Raw genomic sequence first — 22,203 nt, forward strand, 5'->3', positions numbered from 1 at the left:
CGGCATCTACGACAAACTTCGCTTTGACTATGGATAGACGTCGAAGACACGGCCACGGGTTGTGATCTCCACGCTGCCAATGTGGTCACCCGGCCGATTGCCTCACCTGCGAAATCCCCCAAACCCGGCGAGACGCCCAATTTTCCACCAGGTGCGCGAGTACGGTCCGACGCCGCAGACTCGGTGGTCGTGGTCAGCGCCTCCACGGGGATGCTTCCCGAGGAGGCGCTGACCACTGCTAGCGGATTGTTCGGCTATCTCATAGGCGCGGGTCCTGCTGGACCTTCAGGGCGTTGAGGATCGGGTCGCCCTCGCCCTTGTCGCGGCGAAGCTCGATCTTCAGATCGCCACCGGCGTGCTCGACGGTGACCATGTTCATGTCCGCGGTCAGCGCACCCACCTTCGCCTGCACGTCGTGGTCGTAGAGCACGACCTTGCCGTCGACCAGGACATCGAAGGCACGCTTGCCGGCCTTGACCTTCTCGATCTCCGCGAAGTCGAGGCCGATCCGGTACGTCCCGGCGGGGGCGTTCTTGAACACGTAGCTGAACGTCTCGCCGGTCCGCTGGGTGCGGAACAGCGCGTCGTCCTTGGTGCCGGCGATGTCGGCCTTGGTGGAACCCGCCTTGCCGCCGACGTAGCCCCACGGCCGCGAGCCGAGCTGCTGGTCGGGCAACCAGACGAAGCCGTCGGCACCGACGAACCCGGATCCGCCCACGTCGACGCCCTTCCAGTAGGCCGAGGTCGCCAGGCGCACCGGCTTGAACTGGGCCTCGCCCTTGCCGGCGTTGGACGCCACGAGCACGTCCCCGACGAGCACACCGGGTTCGACGCCGGCGTTGTCGGCCGTCGCCGTGACCGTGGTGGACTCGCCGACCGCGAGCTTGACCGTGCCGGTTGCGGCCGCGCCCGTGAGGGTCAGCCACGCAAGGTCGGCGGCCTCGTGCCCGCCGTCGCTGGTGCGTTTCTGCTCGCTGATCCGCACCTCGAGCGTGGCGGAGCCGGTGTTGGTGACGGTCACGTCGGCCGTCGCCTTCTGGTCCGGGCCGACGAGCCAGTCGAGGTCACCTGCGGTGACGGTGGCGACGCCCGTGGCCAACGCCGTGTCGACCACCTCGGCCTGATCCTTCTTGGTGATGGTCACGGGGCGGCCGGCGGTGACGTAGTTCGGCGCCTCGACCTGCACGGTGTTCTCGCCGACCAGCGCCTGGGCCTTCCATCGGCCCTTCTCGTCGGTGGTGATGACCCGGTCACCGTTCGGCCCCTTCAGCGTGACGATCGCTCCCGCGATCGGCTTGCCGTCGTTCGTGTCGGTGACCGTGCCCTCGATCGTGCCCGCGGCCGGGAGGGTGTACTCCAGTCCCAGGCCGGCCTTCAGGATGGGCTGGTCGAAGGAGTACTGGCTCGCGGGGTTGCGGTTCAGGCTCTCCACGCCGACCGTCGCCGACGACCCGCGGGTGAGCGGGTTGTCGCCGCCGACGCCGTCGCCGTATCCGATCTGGATCCTTCCGTCCGCGATCAGGGTGACCGAGAAGCTCACGCGAGCCGTCTGGTCACTGTAGAAGGTGACGTTGCGCCACTCGATGACCTGCGCCGCCTGCCCGTCCACCTCGGTCGTGCCGAAGTAGACGCCCGCCTCGTCGTCGACGATGAGGTCGTCCCAGAACGGATAGACCGCATCGATCGGGTACGGCGACGGCAGTTCCGTGTTGTTCCCCGGCGTGCTGGCCCGGTCGAAGGTCAGCGTGCCGTTCGTCGTCACGCACACGCCGTCCCAGGCCGTGTCGTAGAACGGGGCCAGGAAACCGGAGCCGAACCACAGCACGCCGCACAGGTCGTCGCCATGCCACCCCGACTCCTCCGTGCCCTGGCGGTAGAGCCCGTCGGTCACCTTCATCGAGTACGAGCGACCGGCGGGAGCCACCGGCACGGGGCCCGGTTCCGGCTGCTCGGGCTGGGGCTCCGGCTCCGCCGCGTCCGCGCGCGGGTCGAGCGTCACGCGCAGCGCGGCAATGGTCGGGGCCTTCAGGCCCTTCGAGCCGCGCAGCTCCACGGTCAGCGGACCGCCCTCGTGCTTCACGACGGCGGTGCGCCAGTCGGCGGCGTTCTGCCCCACGGCTGCGGCCGGGTCGTACGCGTACTCCGCCAGCCTTCCGTCCACGACGACGTCGAACACCCGCTTGCCCCTGGCCGCCTTCTCGATCTCGGCGAACCCGAGATCGATCGCGTAGGTGCCCTTGGGCGCGTCGGGGAAGCGGTAGAACAGCTGCTTGTCCCCCGTGGTGCGCTGGGACTGGAACAGGGCGTCGTCCGTCGTGCCCGCGATCAGGGACTTCGTGGAGGAGACCTTCGTCTTCCCCTCGTAGCCCCACGCGTTCTTGCCGGCGGCCTGGTCGCCGGACCAGGTGAAGCCGGAGCCGTCGGTGAACTTCGGGCCACCGGCGTTGACGCCGACCTGGTACTTCGTGGTCGTGAGCGTCACGGGGACGTAGATCTTGGACTGGCGTCCGGAGTCGGACCTCACCACGATGTTCGCGCCGAGGACTCCGGGCTTGGCACCCTTTGCGGAGATCGAGACCTTGACGGTCGTCGACTTACCCGGGGCGAGGGTGCCGCCGGTCGAGGAGAGCGACAGCCACGGCAGGTCGATGAACAGGTCGTCTTCGACGTCGACCAGCACGACGTCATCAGCGACCTGGTCCGCCGCCCACAGCGCACCGGTCGAGTCGGTTTCGAGGCCGCCGCCCTGGCCCGCCTTCTGGCCGGGGAACCACCACGCGTTCACCAGCGAGCAGTCGTCGGGGTCGACCTGCAGCAGGCGGCTGAGCCGGTTCGAGGTGATGTCGGTGTACCAGATGGTGTCGGACGCCTGGTTGTAGGCCAGGCCCATCACCTCGGGCAGCGGCGGGGCGCAGAAGGACAGCAGCGCACCCGGGTTGTCGTGCGACGTCCCGGCGACGGTTCCGATCATGCCGTTCCGCCGGCCGCCGACGTAGAACACGTCCTCCGCCGGGTTGTAGGCGAGTCCGGTCAGCTGCAGCGTGGACCAGTCACCCTTGATCTGCCGGGTCTCCTTCCCGGTCTTGCGGTCGAAGCAGTGGATGTAGCTGGCCGGGCTGTCCTCCATCTGGCACATGTCACCGGTCCTGGTGTCGAGCGCCATGTCGAACGCCCGGTACTCGGGGCTCCACGACGCGTCGAAGACCTTGCCGGTCGGCTTGCCCGTCACCGTGTAGGCGGTGTTGGTCCGCGCGTTGTAGTCGTGGACCCAGACGTCGCCGTCATACCCGATGCCGGTGGGCTCCTTGTTGTCGACATTGCCCGGGATGGCGATCCGGGTGATGACGTCGCCGCCGGAGGTCGCGCCGACCCTGCCGGCCGCCTGTGCTTCCGCGGCGCTCGCCGTCGCCGCCTTGCCGTCGACGTTCGACGGCTTCATGCCGCTCGCACCGGCCTTCCACGCGGCGAGGTCGATGGTGCTGTCCCCACCCTTTCCGGTGCGCCCGGTGGCGCCGGCGGCGTCAAGCTCGGGGTGGCGCGCGGCCTCGCCCAGGTTGTACGTGAGTGGGGCGGTACCGGTGTTGGTCAGCGTCAGCGAACCCACACCGTTCTGGTCGGCGCCCAACAGCGCGTCGAGGCCGTCGGCCTTCAGACCGGCGACGCCCGTGGTCAGACGCGCGTCGATCTTGGTGTTCGCGTAGAGCTTGTCGAGGGAGAAGGGGTATGCCGCGGTCGTGTAGTTCGGCGCGTCGACCGTCATGGTGTAGTCGCCCACCGGAAGCTGGCGGTGCACGACACCCGTCCCGTTGGTGGTGACGGTCTCGACGAGTCCGTTCTTGTTCGAGAACGAGACCTCGGCCCCGGCCACCGGCAGCCCGTCGTTCTTGTCGACGACGGTCGCGTCGAGATACCCGAAGTCAGGCATGTCGTAGGTGACGATCATCCCGTCGTGCAGCACCGGGGCGCTGTCGGAGAACCGGATGCCGTCGACGCCGGCCCAGCCCTGGATGCCGGTGACGGCGTGCGCGCCGGCGGTCACCGGGTCGGCGGTCCCGACGCCGTCGCCGTAGCCGAAGATCACCGTGCCCGAGCGGGTGAGCGTGGCCGAGAAGTTGACCGGCTCCGTGTACTCCGACCGGGTCGGATAGGCCCAGAGCTTGGCGTTGCGGAACTCGACGACGAACGCGTCCTCACCGTTGACCTTGGTGGCTGCCGTGAAGACTCCTCCGCCGGGGGCGAACTCGACGGGGCTCTGGACGGAGAACGGGAAGATGCCCGCACCGCCGCTGCCGGGTCCGGTCGTGGTGTCCGGGGAGATCACGCCGCGCAGGCCGATGCCGAGGCTGTCGTGGCTGCCGTTGTAGAGCGCGATCGGGAACGGCAGCTGCACCGTCGCCCACACGCCGCTGTCGAACGCGACCGGTTCGGTGCCGCGCAGGTACTCGCCCTCGGAGACGGCGCAGCTGTAGCCGCCCTTGTCGACGACGAGCCCGACGGGGATCTCGCGCGACTCGTTCTGCGCGCCGACGGTCAGCGGGACCGTCGTGGGCGAGAAGCAGGCGTTGGGCTTGACGCTCAGCTTGTACCCGCCCTCGGGGACAGCGCCGATCGTGAACGCGCCGTCGGCATCCGTGCGTACCGTCTTCAGCGGCGTGTCCTTGACGGAGACGTCGGCGTTCGGGACGGGCCGCTTCCTGTCGTCGACGACCCTGCCGCTGATGTCGTGCCTCGCGGCGGCCGCGAGCGGCAGCTTGACGGAGGTGTCCTGGCCGAGGGTGATCGTGACGTCGGCGGTCGCGGTCAGGTAACCGAAGACCTTGGTGCTGAGCCGGTAGTCGCCGACCGGGAGGTTCGTCGTGAACCGGCCGTCCTTGTCGGTGCCGATCGACCGGCTGAACGGCCCGCTGATCGTCACCTCGGCCGCGGGGACCGGGGCGCCGTCGGCGGTGACGACACCGGTGAGGGTGCCGCCCTTGCGGGGCGCGAGCTCGATCAGGCGGACGAGGTCGAGCCGGCCCTCGCCGTACTTGTTGTTGACCTCGGCGGTGCCGCCGCACTCGGTGTCGTCGACGTCGACGGCCGACTCGGCGAGCAGGCGGCGGGTCAGGTCGACCTGCCCGATGAGGGTCGGGTCGTAGCTCCACAGCGCCGCGACGGCGCCGGCGACGTGGGGTGCCGCCATCGAGGTGCCGGACATCTCGACGTAGCTGTTGTTCGGGTATGACGAAAGGACGGCCGAGCCCGGAGCGGAGATCTCGGGCTTGATCCGGCCACCTTCACCCTCGCCCTTGCGGGAGAACGACGCGAGCGTGCCGTCCGACCCGTAGGCGCCGACGGAGTAGGCACTCTCGGCGGAGCCGGGCGAGGAGACGGTGTCGCAGGCCGCGTACGGCGTGGTGTTGCCCGACGACCAGACGCTGAAGATGCCCGCGGCGCTCCAGGCCTCGTCGATGGCCTGGAAGAAGTCGTCGAAGTTGTGCTCGACGGTCTGGCCCCACGAGTTGTTGATGACATGAGGGCGCTTGGACGGGTCAGGGCTGTTCCCGTGGACGTCGGTCGGGGCGAGCAGCCACCAGCCGGACCGGAGCAGCGTTTCGACGCCGGAGCTGTCGCAGCAGCCGTTCGTCGCGATCCACTGCGCGTCCGGCGCGACACCGACGTGGTTGGTGCCGTCGTCGCCGACCATGGTGCCCATGGTGTGCGTGCCGTGTCCGTTGTCGTCGCACGGTGCGCCCGTGCACGTGCCCCGGGTGCCCATCCAGTTGTAGTCGTGGTCGACGGTGCCGTCGGGCTTCGTGCCGCGGTACTGGTGCATCAGGGCCGGGTGGTCGAACTGGACGCCCGAGTCGAGATTGGACACGGTGATGCCCGCACCGGTGGCGCCCATGGCCCACGCCTGGGGGGCGTGGATGGATTCCAGACCCCATGTGAAGGTGCCTGCCTCGGCGGCGGCCTTCGCGACGGCGGGGCGGGCAGCCCGGTCAGCCGGGCTCTTCTTGTCCACGGGCTCGACCAGCGCGACCTGCGGCGTCGCGTGGATCTCGGCGACCTGCACCTTCGCCGCCACGTCGAGGGCGAGCTTTTCGGTGCCCCCCTTGACGAGCACGGTGTTCGCGATCGGGTAGGAGGTGTATTTGACGCCTGCCCGATCGAGTTCGGTGGAGACGGATGCCAGCGAGTTCTTCGCCGCTGCGGTCAGCGCGTCGTAGACGAACCGGCCACGAGCGGTCCAGTCGGCGATCTTCTTCGCCGGCCCGAGGTCGGCTCTGGTGTCGAAGGTGATCCAGAAGTCGGAGGCCGGCTCCGTGCGGAAGCGGTCCTTCAGGCTCGACGCGATCTTCTTGTCGGCCGAGCCGGGATCCGGCTCAGCGGCGGACGCCGGTGGTGCCTGGATCATGCTCAGGCCGACCGCTACGGCCAGCGAAGCCGCGAGGGCTTTGAGTCTCATGTGGGGTCCTTCGGCTTACAGGGGCTGGTAGGGGTCGTGGCTCTCGTGGCCATCGGCGTCGCCAGCGTCGCGGGCGTCCTGGGCACTGACGTGCGGCTCGCGCGGCAGCTCGGGTGGCGGCTGGTGCTCGACGGCGGAGTCGTCACGCGCGGCAGGTAGCTCAGGCATGCACTGCCCAATGTCTATGGATCATGGAGCCATGCTCGGGGGGCCGAGCGATCTTCGCTATCCAGCGGATACGTCAATTTTCATGACGCGTCGTCGAGGAAGTCCTCTTCGGCGAACACTCCGGCCTTCACTGCCTCGACCGCGAGCGCGGTCCGGGAGGTCACCTTCAACTTGCGCATCGCGGCACGCAGCTGCTGATCCACCGTGGCCGGTGACTTGGCCAGGATCCGGCTGATCTCCCGGTTCGTCTTGCCGGCGACGATCAGTTGGACCACGTCGAGCTCGCGAGGAGAGAGCTGGTCGCCGTACCCCCGTCGGCCGCCGCGCCACAATCGCGGAACCTCGGCGCCGTGTTCGCGAAGCCGTTGTGCGACACGGTCTGCATCGCCGCGGGCTCCGAGCCTGAACAGCTGCTCGTACTGTGCGGCCAGCAGCTCTCGGCCTTGTTCGAGCCGGCCATGCGCGATGAGCGCCTCGGCTTGCCGCTCGCGGGCGAGCATGGCGTCGTAGGGGCGCGGCAACGCGCTCCAGGCGCGCGCCGCCCGATCGAATGCCGTTGCCGCGCGGGCGTGGTCTCCGGCTGCGGCGGCCAGCAGGGCACGGCATACGGTGAGGGCGGCGCGAGGCGCAGGCGCGGTACGGCCACGCAGTCCTTTGGCGAACTGGTTGCCCAGTCGGGTCGCGGCCTTCAGGTCGCCTGCGGCGAGGTGCGCCTCGACCCGGGCGGGGACGAGGTCCGTCGCCCAGACCCAGATGCCTTTTCTCCGGACGGTGTCCATCGGCTCGTCCGTGATCTGCAGCGCCCGGCCGCTGTTTCCGTCCGTCAGCCACAGTCTGGCCAGCGCAGCGGCGGCCTCCATCGTGTCGTCGGCTGCGCCGAGACGGGCAGACTCCTCGAGGACCAGCCGGAACTGCTCCTCCGCGGCGCGCCGCCGGCCGGCCGCGGCTGCCAGCCGGGCCGCGAGGCGGATGCTGCCGAGGTAGTGCGCCGGCCGGTCCCGGTCGGCATCGGCGAGTTCCGCGCTGCGCTCCGCGAGACCCTCCCACCGGCCGGTGAGCCACGCCAGGTTGGCCTGTTCCAGTCGGACGTTGTGCTGCAACCGGGACGCCTGCTCGGCCTCGGCAAGGCGCATGGCCACGGCGAGGTGTTCTTCCGCGTCGGCGTACCGGCCCCAGATCAGAGCGCCGGTCCCGACATTCGCGTGGATGCGGGCCACGTCGAGACGCTCCGCCGAGGTCGCGCCGTCGACGGGCAGGCCGGCGACGACGTCCCAGGCCCCCTCTTCGCCGAGCATGAGCAACGCCGCGGCTCGGTTGCCGGCCAGGTTCAGCCGGTCTGCGGGAGAATCGCATGCGGCGGTGAGCTCGGCGGCGCGATCCAGCCAACGCCGATGGGTCGACGCCGGCCACGGCCCCGCATAGGCCCATCCCAGATAGGTCATCGCCCGAGCCGCCTCGACCGGATCATGGTCGAGGTTGGCCACCGCTTGCTCGAGCTCGCTGAGTGCGGCCTGCGCCTCGCCCCCGGTGATCAGGAGCCGACCCAGGGGGTTGCGGATCTCGGCCTGCTGGCGGGCGGAGAGACCGGGCGTCTCCAGCACCGAGCGCAAGGTACGGATCACCCGGTGGTAGACCTCGTCGACCTGTTCGCGACGGCCCAGCGCGGCGACTCCGGCGATACGCGCGACCCGTGCCCGATCCGCCGGCGGCAACACGGCCCACGACAACAGATCGACCAGCAAGCCGACCGCCTTGGTGTGGTCACCCGAGGCCATGGCCAGCTCGGCACCCCGCTCGGCGTACCGCGCCCAGGACTGCGTCTCGCGCGCCTCACGGAAGTGGTGGGCAAGGCGTGCGACAGGCGGCGGATCGATGTCCTCCAAAGCCCGGCCGGCCAGCAGGTGGAAGTGCCTGCGGTCGGTCAACGGAATCGCTTCGTAGACAGCCGTGGCGGCCAGCACATGCCGGAATCGCCACTGGTCGCGGTCGTCTCCGTCCAGGACGCCGGCGTTGGCCGCCTCCGCGACAGCGCCTCGACACGTCTCTGGTGACAGACCGGCGGTCACCGCGATCGTGGCCACCGATGACCGATCGGCCAACGTGGCCGCGGCTCGCAACACCTGCTGCGCCGGCGGCGACAGCCGGCCCACCCGCTCCCGGGTGGAGTCGCGCACCGTCGGCGGCACCCGTAGCTCGCGCAGCTTCAGCCGGACCCACTGCCCGTCGCGGAAGACGAGGTCGGCACGGTCGCACAAGAGGCGAACCGACTCCTCCAGCGCCAGCGGAACGCCACCGGTCCGCTCGTGCATGAACGTCGCGAACTCCTGCGACAGCGGGTTGCCGTCCAGCATCGAGGACACCAGCGCTGCCGTGTCGTCGGGCCGCAACGGCGCCAGGGCGATCCTCAGCTGGGTCACGCCGGCAGGCAACCGGGACGTCAGCCGCAGCAGCAGCGACCCGACGTCCACCTCCTCCGGCCGATAGGAGATCACGAGGCTCGGCCCGTCCGATTGCTGCCGGGAGGTGACGTACAGCAGGAACTCCAAGGTCACCTCGTCGGCCCAGTGCGCGTCCTCGAGCACGAGAACGTCGACACGCAGCGCCCGCAGCAGCTCGTCCAGGGCGCGGAACAGGCGGTGCCGTGCCGCCTTCGCATCGTCCAAGGGCTGCAATGCGGGCGGCAGGTCCGCCGACCATTCAGGGAACAGGGGCCGCAACGCACCCGCAAGTTCGGTGAGCCGCAATCGCGACAACGGGCGGTCGATCCCACGGAACGCGTCGACGATCGGCCCCAACGTCAGCGACTCGCGAAGCGGTGGGCACACCGAGACCAAGGCAGTGCGCTGGTCCGGCGCGGCCAACCACTCTCGCAGCAGCCGGCTCTTCCCGATCCCCGCCTCGCCCTCCACCAGCACGATCGCCGGTGGCCGGGCCAAAGCGCCCCGAAGCGCCGCCATCTCACGATCACGACCCACGAAACGCGGCGTGGAAACCGTCGGTGAAGTTCCGGCGTCGAGCAAGGGGTCGAGCATGCGTGATGATCTCGCTTTTCGATGCTCGGGCACAAGACCATCTGCTGGGCTTGTCCCGCAGCAACGTGTACCTGGACAGCGGGATCATGAGCGTCGTGCCCGAGGTCGGGGCCTTGCATGAGGGGGCGGCGACGGGTGCTGGGCGACCCGAAGACACCGGCGTCGGTGCGTGCCGTCTCGCTGCCGCCGTTCCTCGTTGACGGCCTGGCTATCCTGCTGGCCGCGCACCCCGTACGACACGGTGTTCTGCAACGGTGACGGCGACAGGATGGACGAGGACCGCATCCCGGAGGTGCTCAAGAACCGGCGGCTCGGACATGCCATGCCTGGCGTCGCCGGGGTGTGCTCCCACGTCACCGCGGCGGTGCAGCCAGCGCTGCTGGAAGCCCTGCACCGGCGCTGGCAGAACAGTGGAGCCCGCTGGCGGACGCCGGAGGAGGTGCCGATCATGAAGGGGAAGAGGCCATCGGTCGAGCTTCCCGCCAGCCGCAGACCCCGCAACCTCGGTGGACACCGCAAGCCCGCAACGGCCATTGATCGGTGAACCATTACATTTGGAGCAGGAAAGTCCCCTGAAATCGACGAAGCCGCATGAAGGTTTCCCCTCATACGGCTTCTGACCTGCATATTTCGGTGGACCATACCCGGCAGAATCCGAACCGGATTCCAGTAGCTCATGGGCCGATTGTGACCGTTCCTGCCGTTCGAGCCCGGCGCAAGTAGGGCTCAGCGCGCGGTCCATGCGCTTCGGGGAGATCGGTGCTGCTCGGCGACATCCCGTCGTGTGACACCCGGGGGACGCTCGGCGTCACCGTGGGCAGTCAGGCGCCATGCAGTCGCGCGGTGGAAAGCCGAACCTCATGTTCCTAGCCGCGCTCGAGCCCGAAGCCACACCCAGATCCGGGTACAGGTGGCCGGCGTTCGCCCGAACGAGCTATCCACCCGCCAGGGCGGTGACGGCCGTCACCGTGCCTAGGCATGCCTAGACCGGCCGATGTTGCTGTCTACGTAGGTCCCGGGCAGGGAAGATACGTCGCCGCTGCGGATGGATGGAGACCGCCGTGGGAGGAGTATTCATCTCGTCAGCAACACAGTGTCAAGGACTGAGGAGTCTGCGATGTTCGGATCGCCCGAGATGGACTTCGCTCTCGCGAAGTTGCATCACCGAGAGCTCATCGACCAAGCCGCCAAAGAGCGGGTGGCCAACCGGCTGCACCGCCACGGCCGCAAGCGCCGCCAGGCGCGCGACCACACGGCGCGATGAGCATGAGCAGACAGGCCCGGGAGCCGCACGACGGCCCCGGGCCTGTTCGTACGCTCTGCCGTCGGAGAAGTGCCGTGGTTCCTCCCGGTCACGCACGCCGGCCGCGAGCGACGGAGTAGACCGGCTCGGGCTCGACTGCGGACTGACAGCTGTTGGCCCAGCGGACCGCGGCCGGGGCGAGCAGGCCGGTCTGGGCGGACATTGACCAGGGGCGTGTGCGGGGCGGGGGCGAACGACACCTCGAACCCTGTGGCCGGATGTCACAGCTCCCCCACTGTGTGCACCACGACCTCGGCCACGATGACGGATGCGGCGACCCACGACGGCACCCCTGCCGGCAGGGAGAGCACCGCGCACCACGACCCCGACCGGTTCGACCCCGACCGCCGCGACAACCAGCACCTCGGGTTCGGTGGCGGCATCCACTTGTGTTTCGGCGGACCGCTGGCCCGGCTTGAAGCCCAGATCGCGTTGTCTGAGTTCGTGCGCCGCGTCGACCGTCCCCGGCTGGCCGCCGACCCACCGCCGTATCGGCGAAGCCCGCTGCTACGAGGCCCGGTTCACCTCCTCGTCGAGCACGGATGACATCCCGCAGACGTGAAGGCGTGACCGTTCGGGGTTGTCGGCCGGGGCCGGTAGATCTGTTTCCGGTCCGCGTGCAGCTGGCGCGGGATAGGCTTCCTACCTGCGGAGACCTTGGCAAGCAGGGCTGCCGGCTTCACCTTCGAAACAGTGGGCGACCTCTTTAGAGCCCTGTCGAAGCCCAGCCGATCAGTCCGTGCGAGCGGGTGTCGCCTCAGATCTGCGCAGTCCTGAAATGGGAGGCCGGGATGAGGGTTGTCGTAGATCTTTCCCGATGCCAGGGGTATGCCCAGTGCGCGTTCCTGGCCCCGGACGCGTTCCGGATGCACGGCGAGGAAGCACTCATGTACGACCCGAATCCCGACGACTCACAGCGCGACCAGGTGCTGCGAGCCGCAGCAGCGTGCCCGATACAGGCCATCCTCGTCGAGCAGTTGGAGGGCCCTGCCATGACGGTGGAGGCGAGGCGGTCATGACCAGCCGCGTCGAAGCCTTGCAGACCTTCAAACGCGACGGCCGTATCGTCATCGTCGGCGCCTCCCTGGCCGGGCTGCGGGCCGCGGAGTCGCTACGCGACGAGGGCTTCACCGGGTCGCTGACGATGATCGGCGACGAGACGGCCGAGCCCTACGACCGCCCCCCGCTGTCCAAGCAGGTCCTGACCGGATGGGTGCCCGCCACCGGGACCACGCTGCCCCGCCGTCGCGACGTAGACGCGCAGTGGCTGCTGGGCACACCGGCGACAGGACTGGATCTCGCCGACAACGTGGTGCGGCTCGCCGACGGGCGGGAAGTCCCCTTCGACCGCATGCTGATCTCCACCGGGGTACGGGCCCGGCCCTGGCCCGTCGCCGCCGAAGCGGCCCTGACCGGGGTGTTCGTGGTGCGCACGCGCGAGGACGCCGAGGGCCTGCAGCAAGCGATCGCCGCCGGACCCAAGCGCGTCCTGATCATCGGCGCGGGCTTCACCGGTTCCGAGATCGCCTCGATCTGCCGTGAGCGCGACATCGCGGTGACCGTCGCCGAACTCGGGTCGGGCCCACTCGTCGGGGCACTCGGGGCCATGATCGGTGAAATAGCGGCCGACATGCAGCTCGCCAATGGCGTGGATCTGCGCTGCGGGGTGAAAGTCACCCAGCTCGAGGGCGACGCACAGGGGCGGTTCCGCCGCGCTCACTTCTCCGACGGCAGCACCGTCGACGCCGACGTCGCGGTGGTCGCCCTCGGCGGCATCCGCAACACCGAGTGGCTGCGAGACTCCGGACTGGCCATCGGCCCATGGGGAGTCGCCTGCGACTCGGGCTGCCGCGCCTTCGACCTCAACGGCCTGGTCACCGACGACATCTTCGTCGCCGGAGACGTGGCACGCTGCCCCCACCCGATCTACGAGTACCGGTTCATCTCACTCGAGCACTGGGCCAACGCCGTCGAACAGGCCGAGATCGCCGCGCACAACATGGTCAACCTCCAGGCCGACCGCTGGCCGCACCTGGCCATCCCGACGTTCTGGTCGATCCAGTTCGGCGTCAACATCAAATCCGTCGGTGTGCCGACCTTCGCCGACGAGGTCATCGTCGCCCAGGGCTCGGTGTCCGAGCACCGCTTCGTCGCCGCGTACGGCTACAAGGGCCGCGTCACCGCCGCGGTCACCTTCAACAACGCCAAATGGCTCGACCACTACCGCAAACTCATCGAGGCCGCGGCGCCCTTCCCGCCGGCCCAGCCGACACCCGACCAGCCCGCCGACGCCAAACCGATGCCCGTCGACTTCCCCGGGCCGCTGCTGCTCAGCCAGGACGCCACGGTCGTCGTCACCGGCCACGACCCCAGCGAGCGGCGCGTCACGGCCGTACGACCGTAGGAGGGCAAGCAGCATGACCATGACCCAGACGCCCGACACCCTGCACCGGATCCTCGACTACGCCAACCGCGCCGACCCGTACCCGCTCTACGCCGAGCTGCGCAAAACCCCGGTGGCCCGGCAGGAGGACGGCAGCTACGTCATCAGCACCTACCGCGAGCTCACCGACATACTGCACAACCCGCACCTGAGCTCCGACATCCGCAACCTGGCCCGGCCGATGGCAGCGGCCGACGGACGCGCCACACCGGCGTTCATCAACCTCGACCCGCCCGAACACGACCGCATGCGGCGCATGGCGATGCGCCACTTCGGCCCCCCGCACACCCCGGGACTGGTCGACGGCATGCGACCCGACCTGACCGCCATCGTCAGCGGCCTCATCGACGACCTGGCCGACAAGACTCAGATCGACATCGTCGACGACTTCGCCTACCCGTTCCCCGTCACCGTCATCTGCCACCTGCTCGGCGTGCCCCGCGAGGACGAGCCGCGATTCCACCAGTGGGTCAACGCCATCATCGACGCGATCGACTACGACGCCAAGACCGACCCGCCCGAGAAGCTGAGCAACGGCGAGCAGGCCCGCAAGGACATCCACGCCTACCTCGGCGGTTTGCTGGAACCACGCCACGGCAAGCCCGGTGACGACCTGCTGTCCCGGCTGGCCAACGAGGACGGGCCCGACGGGCGGATGACCGACGAGGAGATCATCAGCACCGCCAACCTGCTGCTCATCGCCGGCCACGAGACCACCGTCAACCTCATCACCAACGGGATGCTCACGCTGCTGCGCCACCCGCAGCACCTGCAGCGGCTGCGCAACGAACCAGACCTGATCGTGCCGCTGGTCGAGGAGCTGCTGCGCTACGAACCGCCGGTGCACATCATCCCGTGGCGCGCGGCGTACAGCGACATCGCCATCGCCGACACCGTCATCCCCAAAGGCTCACAGATCATGCTCATGCTCGCCTCGGGCAGCCGCGACCCCGACCGCTTCCACGACCCCGACCGCTTCGACCCCGACCGCCGCGACAACCAGCACCTCGGCTTCGGCAGCGGCATCCACCTGTGCTTCGGCGGCCCACTCGCCCGGCTGGAAACCCAGATCGCCCTGACCGAACTGGTACGCCGCCTGGACAAGCCCAGGCTCGTCGCCGACCCGCCGCCCTACCGGCCCAGTCCCGTCCTACGAGGCCCGATCCACCTGCACGTCGAGCAAGGATGAGGGAGCTGGTCGGCCGCCGATCGGAGTCGTCGCCCGCGGCGCCGACATCCGCACCCGGGTGTTTCGGCGAACCGCACGCCCGAACGGGCGCCACGGCCGGCGTCAGCAGGGATGCCAGAGGATCAGGCCACAGCGTCGCCGATCGAGCGCGAGGGGGTTGCGGCCTCGGCGGGCGACGTATCCAGTTCCGCAGTGCTGCGCTCGACGACGTACAGGCCCGTGCCGGACTCCGCGGGCTTGGCCTTGTACATCGCCAGGTCCGCGTCCCGTAGCAGGGCGTCGAACTGCTGACCTGAGCCGACCGCGATGCCGATGCCGGCACACGGAGACAGTTCGCGACCCTCAACCATCAAGGGCTCCGACAGTGCGGCGTGGATGCGCCGGGCGGTCGCGACGGCCCCGGCTGCCGTCGTACCGGCCAGCAGCACCGCGAATTCGGCACCGCCCAGGCGGGCCACAGTGTCGGACGAGCGGACGCACGCCCGCAGACGGTCCGCGACGGCAACGAGCAGACACGAGTCAGCCGTCGTCGGTCTCGACCAGGCCGAGTGGTGCCTCACCCCGGTGCGCGATTAAGCTCGCGCCGTGGCGGCACCAAAACAAAAAGCAAGAACGAGCGCACATGCCCCTGCCGTGCCGCATGAGATCGCGTTCAAGGCTCCCGGGCACGTCCACGACGCACTCGGCGCTCTCGCGCGGACTGAGGACGTGCGGCTCTCGCCGAGCGGGCGGCGGCTCGCGATTGCGGGCTTCGCGAGCGGGCGGATCGCAATCGCGGAGGTCGAGATAACGCGGACCGCCGCCGGCCCCGAGGTCGCGGTCACGGCCCTCGAGCACGTCGAGTCGCCGGCCTTCCAGGACCCGCACGGCGTCGACTTCGTGGACGAGGACGTGATCGTTGTCGCCAACCGCGGCGGCGGGGTCGCCGTTGTCCGGCTCGTCCCCGGCGGGGCCGACCTCCTCGCGACCACGGGGCCGGTCCCCGACGACCCGGCGAGCCTGCTCTACACGCCCGGGTCCGTCGCAGTGCGCGAGGACGCTGCCGGCCGGCGCGAGATCCTCGCGTGCAACAACTACGCCCACACGGTCACGCGGCACACGCTGGACGCGAGCGGCCGGCTGGTGGACGGCGAGCTCGTCGTCCGACGTTGGCTCGACATCCCCGACGGCCTGGCGCTGAGCCGGGACGGGCGCCGGCTCGCCGTCTCGAACCACAACACGCACAGCGTCCTCGTCTACCACTGCGCGAGCCTCGGCGGCGACGTCGAGCCCGTCGGCGTCCTCCGCGGCGCGCGCTACCCGCACGGGGTCCGCTTCGGGACCGACGACCGTTTCCTCGTGGTCGCGGACGCGGGCGCGCCGTTCGTCCACATCTTCACCTCCAGCGATGGGAGCTGGGACGGCGTTGCGTACCCGACCTCGACGCTCCGGGTGATGGACGAGGAGACGTTCCTCCGTGGGCGGCACAACCCGCAGGAGGGCGGGCCGAAGGGGATCGACGTCGACGTCCGCTCGAACGTGCTGGTCGCGACCGCGGAGTGCCTGCCGCTGGCGTTCTACGACCTCGAGCCCGCGCTCGCCGTCGAGCCCGGGCCCGACGAGAGCGCGCTCACCGGCTACGAGCTGTACCTGCTGGAGACCGGCTCAGATGCGAAGCACGCGGCTGCGGAGCGGGAGCGAGCCGCGGCCGAGCGGGAGCAGGCGCTGTGCGCCGAGCTCGAGTCCTTGCGCGTGGACGCGGCCGAGCACGCGGCCCGGCTCGACGAGGAGATCGCGCGCCTGGCCGACGAGCGCGACCTGCGGGACCGCGCCCAGGCCGAGGCGAACGCCGAGCTCGACCGCGTCCGCGGCTCGAGGTCGTGGCGCGTGACCGCGCCGCTCCGCGCGGGCACGGCGCTCGCCCGCGCCGCCGCGCAGCGCCTCCGCGGCCGCTGAGACCCGCCCCACCGGGACGACCCCTGCGTGCCTCATCGCTTGACATATATAGGAAACGGGTCGCCTCCGCCGTCGGTGAGGGCGCCATGGCGATCCGGTTCGTCCATGAACATCTGCGCCTGCGCCACGGTTGAACAGACCGGCTGAGCGGGCATCGCTGACGAAACGGCGGCGGCTATCTAGCCCACTTCCAGACGGCGTGGAAGCCCTCGGTCTGCCGCATCCAGAAGTCTCTGAGCCACTGGCACGAGCTGTAGCAGCCGTCGGCTATACGCCCGCCGAGGGCCACACCAGCCCAGCTGTCCTGTTGGTCCATACAGCAGTCGACCGAGCGGTCCCTGAGCGGTATGCCTCGCGGGAGTAGGACGACCGTGGTGGATGTCACACCTAGCCTCTACTCATCTCTCCGTCGGCTCAAAGGGCCTGAATCCTCCACTGGCGTATGGACCTTCAGCAGCCACGTTCAGCGAGCAATGCGGACGTACGCCGCCTCCTCGCGTCGCCACGGCATGGGTGTCATTTCGGCCAGCAACCCGTCGTTATCAACGACACCGGGATTGGCACCTGCCTGAATGAGCGCCGCCATCACGTCCCCAGCCCGTCGATGCGCCGCGAGGTGCAACGCCGTAGCGCCGTTCCTGTCCTGACCGTTGACCTGCAGACCAGCAGCCAGCAACCGTGGGAGCACGAGCACGTGGTCCAGCCGTGACAGGTAGTGCAGCAGATTACGGCCGTTACCGTCGACCACGGCAGGGTCGAACCCGGCGTCGAGCATGGCAACGACCACCTCTGTGTGGCCGGCCACCGCGTACTCGAACAACTGCTGGCGCATCCGGTGCAGGTCGCCTGGCAGGCGGCCCTGCCCGCTGTACCAGGTGCGCCGCACAGCCATGCAACCCTGGACCGGACCGCCCAACGCCGCCAGCGCCGCCTCCCGCCGGACCTGCTCACCGGCGTGGTCCAGCAGGGCCAAGCCACCATCGGCCACCTGCACCCGGTGCCAAGTACCCGCGCACCGCACCCGCACCTGCGGCCAGTACCAAAGGTACTCAGATTGGGGCTGCACCTGCCCCGGATGCAATGCCGCGTAGACCAGCGGATGCAGGTCGGCCAAACTCATGCGGCCCGAACGCAGTGCTTCGGTGTCGGCGCGGGCTTGGTCGCGGCCGGACAGGTAGGCCTCCCGGCGGTCGGCCACGGCATCGGCTCTCCAGCACCACCGCGGCAGCGCTTGCCACCGGTGCTCCAGCCGCTCAGGCACGGTGACAGTCAGGTACGCGCCGGGCGCCTCCCCCGCCGAAGCCGGTCCGCTCAGGGCCAGCACCGGCCGGTCCGGTAACCTGACCGCCCCGAACTTGCGCCTGACGGGCGTCACGGTTTCGTCGGTTAGGACCACGGTCGCGTAGCTGTTCCAGCCGCGGAAGTCGGAGCCCAGATGCTGCTGCATCAGGTCGGGCGCCAGCTGAGTCAGACCCTCCCAAAGGCGCCGCGCCTCGGCCGCGCCCCAGCGGGAAGCTACCGCGGCAAGGTCCACGGCCGAGCGCAGGCCGGCGGCAAGGCAAGCAGCCTCCCAGTCCCCCGCCAGGCGTGCGGCGGTGCAGGCCGCGATCGTCGACGCGGCAGGATGCCGTGGCTGAGGACGTACACCCGACCATCGCCGTGATTTGCTCATCAGCCGACTGCCCCCACGTCCGAGAGGGCGGGACCGGCCGGATTCGCACCGGCGTCCTCCGCATTGACGTGCGGCGCGACGACTTCTGCGCTACGGCCCCGCTCGGCCAGCAGTGTAGTGCCGATCATGGAGGGGCGCAGTCCGCCCTGCGGCTAGCGCAGACCTCTACGGCGCAACAGGCCACTTCTCCCGCACCGCCCGTGATGTAGCTACCTCGCCGCCGTTCACTGACTCGCCGAGCCGATCGACGGCCTGTGAAGCCGTCGATGATGTTGCCGACGCGGCTGCATCCCTACGCCGACCGAATGAGCCTCGGCATGGACCGGCGCGGACACTCCATGGCGCTCATCGCGGTCTCACGACGGTTCGCGCCGGGCTAATCGGGCGTTAACTGCTCTACACCCATTTATCGGCACCCGACAACCCGCGAAGTCGCAGCTCAGAGAGCTGGGACTTCGTAGCGGCCAAATGTCCGTATTGTATGGGTGGACCATACCCAGCAGAATCCGAACCGCATTCCAGCAGCTCAGGGGCCAGTTGTTACGGTTGCCGCCGCACGGACGCGCAGGGCGTAGCGCCGATGCGCGCAAACTTGCCTCATCGGGCAATGCCGCGGCTGAGGCTGCGGCGCGCCGACCAGAACTCGATGTGGGACCACGGGTACTGCGTTATCCGGTTGCCCAGCGCCGCCATGCGCGCGTCGGCACCCCAACGATCCCCGGCGTGCCACAGCACGTACGCGAAGCTCGACTGGGCCTGCACCCAGCCGTGCACCGGACGGTAGTCCGGGTGCCCGACCGACCGGGCCACGGCGTCCTTAACGTCCTGGAGGACCGCCGGGCGCCGCAGGTAACGGAAGTCCCGCTCGTGGAAGAAATGCTCCAGGTGCGCCTCGGCGACCGCCGCAGCGTTGAGCGAGCCGGGCGGGGCATTGTCGGCGCATTCGCGCGCAAACGCGTGCATCCGCTCCAAGGACCCGCCCCACTTCGGGCACAGCTGCTGGACATGGGACAACTGGGCGAGGAACGGGTGCGTCCGTGCCTTGACGGCGCGCTCGTAACGCCGGCTCGCTTCCTGCTGGCCCAACCCCAGGCCCCGCGCGGCCTTCAACCGCGACGTCCACGCCGCGACGTTGTCGGGGTCCTCGGCCGTCACCTCGCTCAACACCTGCTCGGCCTCGACAAGGATCTGATGAAACGACCTGAACTCTCGCCTGCTGGTACGCCGCGCGCGTGCGGCGCCGCGCGCGTCCCAGGCCATGACGATCAGCCGTGCGCCGAGCAGCGAACCGGCGAGTGTCGACGACGCGGATCCACCGCTCGCGACTCGCAGGAACCTCTCCACTCCCTTGGTCTCGGCAACCAGGTAGGTCGCGACGGTCGGGTCTTGACGCTCCGGCAATCCGTCGAAGAAGGCGATCACGGCCGGCCAGTCCTCGGCCCGCAACGCCGCCCGTAGCGGCGCGAGGTCGGGATAGTGGCAAACCATGTCTCGACTGGGCATGCCCAAGAGGGAAGAGAGTCGCGGGAACGGCACGGCCAAGATCGTAGAAGCCTGGATTACCCGCGTGGTGCCCGTTGAACTGCGCAGACACGATCGAGATCTTACTGTGATCATCCAGCCGTCGCGCTCCGCATGTTCGCGCGCGCCCTTCGGGCCGGGCCTCGGATCACGAGGGATGCGGCGTCCCACCCCGAACTGGCAAGGCTCCGCCCGTGTGAGCGTCGGGAAAGGAGCGGTGTTAAGTGTGCTCGAACCGCCTCTTAACACGAAAGGTCCAGCTCAGAAAGCCAGGCCAATCGATACATTCGGACATATCAGCATATGTCCGACGGTGGGCCATACACGGCAGAATCCGAACCGCATTCCAGCAGCTCACGGGCCGATTGTGACCGTACCGGCAGTCCGAACGCGCCGAACTCAGCCTGGTCTTTCCGAGTGACCGGCGCCCATCCCGCTGCTTGCCGCCATACGCGCGGCGCGCCGTCACCGGCTCGTGGGCCGAAGGTCCGAATCCGCCGATGGGGGTTGACCCGCAGCCGTAGTGGATTGGGCCTCGGCACCGCATGTGCTCAGCAAGCCGAGGGGCGGACCGGGCGCCGCGGCTGGTTCACCCGCGCCTGCGCTGGGATAGTGCCGCCGATAGCGTACACCGGGCCGGATGCCCGGTCACTCGGGTGAACAGCCGTGTGAGCTGTGGTTTTGCGCCACTACGCTCGGGGCTCGTGTTCGATGATCACTGGCTGTTGCTGCCCCCGACCGTCACCGACGACCCGCTTGGCACGCCGCGGGCGTTCAGAACGCGCACGAACCTGTGGCGTGACGAGCCCGCCGTGGACCCAGTGCTGCGCGGCCTCGCCCACAACCCGGCCGCGCCGACCGACGTACTGCTGGGTCTCCTCGGCGCGCACGGCGACGCGCTATCGGATGCGTTCAACCGGCGCGCCGACCTGCCGCCTGTCGTGGTCGAGGCGATGCTGCGGCACCCGTCGGCGCGGGTACGAGCGGCGCTGGCGGTCAACCGGTACGTCGACTCGGCGATCCGGCTACGGCTTGTCGACGATCCCGACCCTCGGGTGGTCGGGGCCCTCCGCGCCGACCCGGACCTCGCACTGCCCGACCGTGTATTCACCCCCGAGTTCGACCGGCTTGTCCGACAGTTCCAGCGCACGCTGACGACGGCCGACGAGTTGCACTGCGAGCTGATCGAGTTGATGTCGAAGGACCGGCGGTCGGTGCCGGTTGCCGCCCGGCATCCCGAACCCCGAGTGCGGACCGCCGCGGTTGACCGGCTCGGGCTACTGAACGAGGTCAAACGTGACGAGGTGACGCAGGCGCTGCTGCATGACCCCGTGCCGGAAGTCCGCGCGGCGGCGGTCCGGTACGACGTCGGCCTGACCCGGGTGCACGAGCCGGCAGACCTCCTCTCGTGCAACGGCTATGCCTACCGTGGCCTGCTGCGCGAGCGGCGGCTATCCCGGCCGCTCATCGCGCACGTGCTCGCCGTCGACGCGAACGATGGCGGCGGCGGGGTCTCCGCCATGGCGGGCAACCGCACCCTGCCGACCGACGTGCTGGACACACTGTTCGAGCACCCCTCGTCCGATGCCCGGTGCAGTCTGGCCGAGCGTGACGATCTGAGCCGTGCGCAGCTGACGCGACTCGCCGCCGACCCCGACGTCGCCGTGCGAACCGCGGTTTCGGTCCACCCACGGCTCACCGAGGACGAGCGGGCCGCGATCGACATCGACGTCACCACGTCGCGGGAGCACCGGCCGTTCGGGCCGGTCGAGTTCTCGAACCGGCGGGACGAGCACCCGTGGATGCGTGCCTCCACGTTGCCGCCGCTGGAGCAGTCGGTGCGATGGGCGTCATCGGTCAACATCCTGCTGCGCCGCCGAGCGGCGGCCGACCCGCGCCTACCCGCAGATCTCGTCGAGACACTCGCGCAGGACACCGACCTCGGCGTGCGGGTGCTCCTCGCCCAGCATCACCCGGCCGCGCCGTCGGCGTTGCTGCTGCGCTCCTTTCGTGAGTACGACGGTCACGGTCGAGCGCGGCTGCTAGCCATGCCGAACTTCCCGACCACGGACCTGGCGCGGCTCGCCGACGATCCCGATCCAGCGGTGCGCCGACTCGCCGCGCGTGACCCCCTCGCCGCACCCGACCTCGTTGAACGCCTCGCGCACGACCCCGATCCCGGGGTCCGCCGAGCAATGGCCGCCTGCCCACGCCTACCGGTACCGCTTATCGTCATGCTGCTCGACGACCCGGACCTGGCCGAGCCCGCCGCCGCGAACGCCGCTCTGCCCGTCGACACGATGCGGCAGCGGCTCGCCGTGGCGGTGTGACACCGCACTGACCAAGCGGCCCCCGCTCGTCCATCCGTGCGGGCAGTAGTCCGACACTGGCTCAGTCGCCGCGGGTTTCGTCGACCCGGGGCACGGCACGCCAGGTCACCACGGCGGCCCGGGCTCCTCATTCAATCGGTCGACCAGCCGTACAGCGCAGCC

Annotated in this window: 14 protein-coding genes and 1 tRNA gene; 8 read left to right on the top strand and 7 right to left on the bottom strand. The window is 69.6% G+C overall.

Going from position 1 to position 22,203, the window contains the following annotated elements; translation table 11 throughout:
* Positions 1 to 259: 259 nt before the first annotated feature.
* The 3 genes from F9C41_RS13095 to F9C41_RS13105 form a co-directional block, all read right to left on the bottom strand.
* Entirely contained in the window at positions 260 to 6,448 is a 6,189-nt protein-coding gene (locus tag F9C41_RS13095; protein WP_155387064.1) for a S8 family serine peptidase, read from the bottom strand.
* 15 nt (positions 6,449 to 6,463) lie between these two features.
* Positions 6,464 to 6,616 carry a hypothetical protein gene (locus F9C41_RS13100; RefSeq protein WP_155387065.1) on the bottom strand — a complete coding sequence of 51 codons (153 nt, stop codon included), beginning with the start codon at positions 6,614 to 6,616 and terminating at the stop codon, positions 6,464 to 6,466.
* A gap of 80 nt (positions 6,617 to 6,696) precedes the next feature.
* Positions 6,697 to 9,648, bottom strand: a complete 2,952-nt coding sequence (locus tag F9C41_RS13105) for an ATP-binding protein (protein ID WP_155387066.1) — start codon at positions 9,646 to 9,648, stop codon at positions 6,697 to 6,699.
* A gap of 268 nt (positions 9,649 to 9,916) precedes the next feature.
* On the opposite strand from F9C41_RS13105, the gene F9C41_RS13110 reads away from it, so the two are divergent.
* The 6 genes from F9C41_RS13110 (at position 9,917) to F9C41_RS13135 (ending at position 14,583) form a co-directional block, all read left to right on the top strand.
* Positions 9,917 to 10,192, top strand: a complete 276-nt coding sequence (locus tag F9C41_RS13110) for a hypothetical protein (RefSeq protein WP_155387067.1) — start codon at positions 9,917 to 9,919, stop codon at positions 10,190 to 10,192.
* A gap of 573 nt (positions 10,193 to 10,765) precedes the next feature.
* Positions 10,766 to 10,912, top strand: coding sequence for a hypothetical protein (locus F9C41_RS13115; RefSeq protein ID WP_155387068.1), 147 nt, complete (start codon positions 10,766 to 10,768; stop codon positions 10,910 to 10,912).
* A 300-nt stretch (positions 10,913 to 11,212) separates the two neighbouring features.
* On the top strand, positions 11,213 to 11,497 hold the full coding sequence (locus F9C41_RS13120) for a cytochrome P450 (protein ID WP_230689552.1): 285 nt from the start codon (positions 11,213 to 11,215) through the stop codon (positions 11,495 to 11,497).
* 245 nt (positions 11,498 to 11,742) lie between these two features.
* On the top strand, positions 11,743 to 11,970 hold the full coding sequence (locus F9C41_RS13125; protein ID WP_155387069.1) for a ferredoxin: 228 nt from the start codon (positions 11,743 to 11,745) through the stop codon (positions 11,968 to 11,970).
* Positions 11,967 to 13,355, top strand: a complete 1,389-nt coding sequence (locus F9C41_RS13130; protein ID WP_155387070.1) for an NAD(P)/FAD-dependent oxidoreductase — start codon at positions 11,967 to 11,969, stop codon at positions 13,353 to 13,355. Before F9C41_RS13125 ends, F9C41_RS13130 begins: the two co-directional genes overlap by 4 nt.
* Positions 13,356 to 13,368: 13 nt before the next feature.
* On the top strand, positions 13,369 to 14,583 hold the full coding sequence (locus F9C41_RS13135) for a cytochrome P450 (RefSeq protein WP_155387071.1): 1,215 nt from the start codon (positions 13,369 to 13,371) through the stop codon (positions 14,581 to 14,583).
* Positions 14,584 to 14,705: 122 nt separating this feature from the next.
* On the opposite strand, the gene F9C41_RS13140 is transcribed toward F9C41_RS13135, so the two are convergent.
* Positions 14,706 to 15,143 carry a diguanylate cyclase domain-containing protein gene (locus F9C41_RS13140; protein ID WP_155387072.1) on the bottom strand — a complete coding sequence of 146 codons (438 nt, stop codon included), beginning with the start codon at positions 15,141 to 15,143 and terminating at the stop codon, positions 14,706 to 14,708.
* A gap of 73 nt (positions 15,144 to 15,216) precedes the next feature.
* Here F9C41_RS13140 and F9C41_RS13145 point away from each other — a divergent pair, with 73 nt between their 5' ends.
* A complete protein-coding gene (locus F9C41_RS13145; protein ID WP_196279744.1) occupies positions 15,217 to 16,518 on the top strand; it encodes an LpqB family beta-propeller domain-containing protein in 1,302 nt (433 codons plus the stop codon).
* 463 nt (positions 16,519 to 16,981) lie between these two features.
* On the opposite strand, the gene F9C41_RS13150 is transcribed toward F9C41_RS13145, so the two are convergent.
* The 3 genes from F9C41_RS13150 to F9C41_RS13160 all read right to left on the bottom strand — a co-directional run bounded on the left by F9C41_RS13150 (position 16,982) and on the right by F9C41_RS13160 (position 19,693).
* Positions 16,982 to 18,190, bottom strand: coding sequence for an ankyrin repeat domain-containing protein (locus F9C41_RS13150; protein ID WP_155387074.1), 1,209 nt, complete (start codon positions 18,188 to 18,190; stop codon positions 16,982 to 16,984).
* Positions 18,191 to 18,218: 28 nt separating this feature from the next.
* Positions 18,219 to 18,290: transfer RNA gene (locus F9C41_RS13155), tRNA-OTHER, on the bottom strand.
* 497 nt (positions 18,291 to 18,787) lie between these two features.
* Positions 18,788 to 19,693 carry a hypothetical protein gene (locus F9C41_RS13160; protein WP_155387075.1) on the bottom strand — a complete coding sequence of 302 codons (906 nt, stop codon included), beginning with the start codon at positions 19,691 to 19,693 and terminating at the stop codon, positions 18,788 to 18,790.
* A 674-nt stretch (positions 19,694 to 20,367) separates the two neighbouring features.
* On the opposite strand from F9C41_RS13160, the gene F9C41_RS13165 reads away from it, so the two are divergent.
* Positions 20,368 to 22,041 carry a HEAT repeat domain-containing protein gene (locus F9C41_RS13165; RefSeq protein ID WP_155387076.1) on the top strand — a complete coding sequence of 558 codons (1,674 nt, stop codon included), beginning with the start codon at positions 20,368 to 20,370 and terminating at the stop codon, positions 22,039 to 22,041.
* Positions 22,042 to 22,203: the final 162 nt, after the last annotated feature.

It is taken from the genome of Catellatospora paridis (assembly GCF_009720365.1).
GTDB lineage: Bacteria > Actinomycetota > Actinomycetes > Mycobacteriales > Micromonosporaceae > Catellatospora > Catellatospora paridis.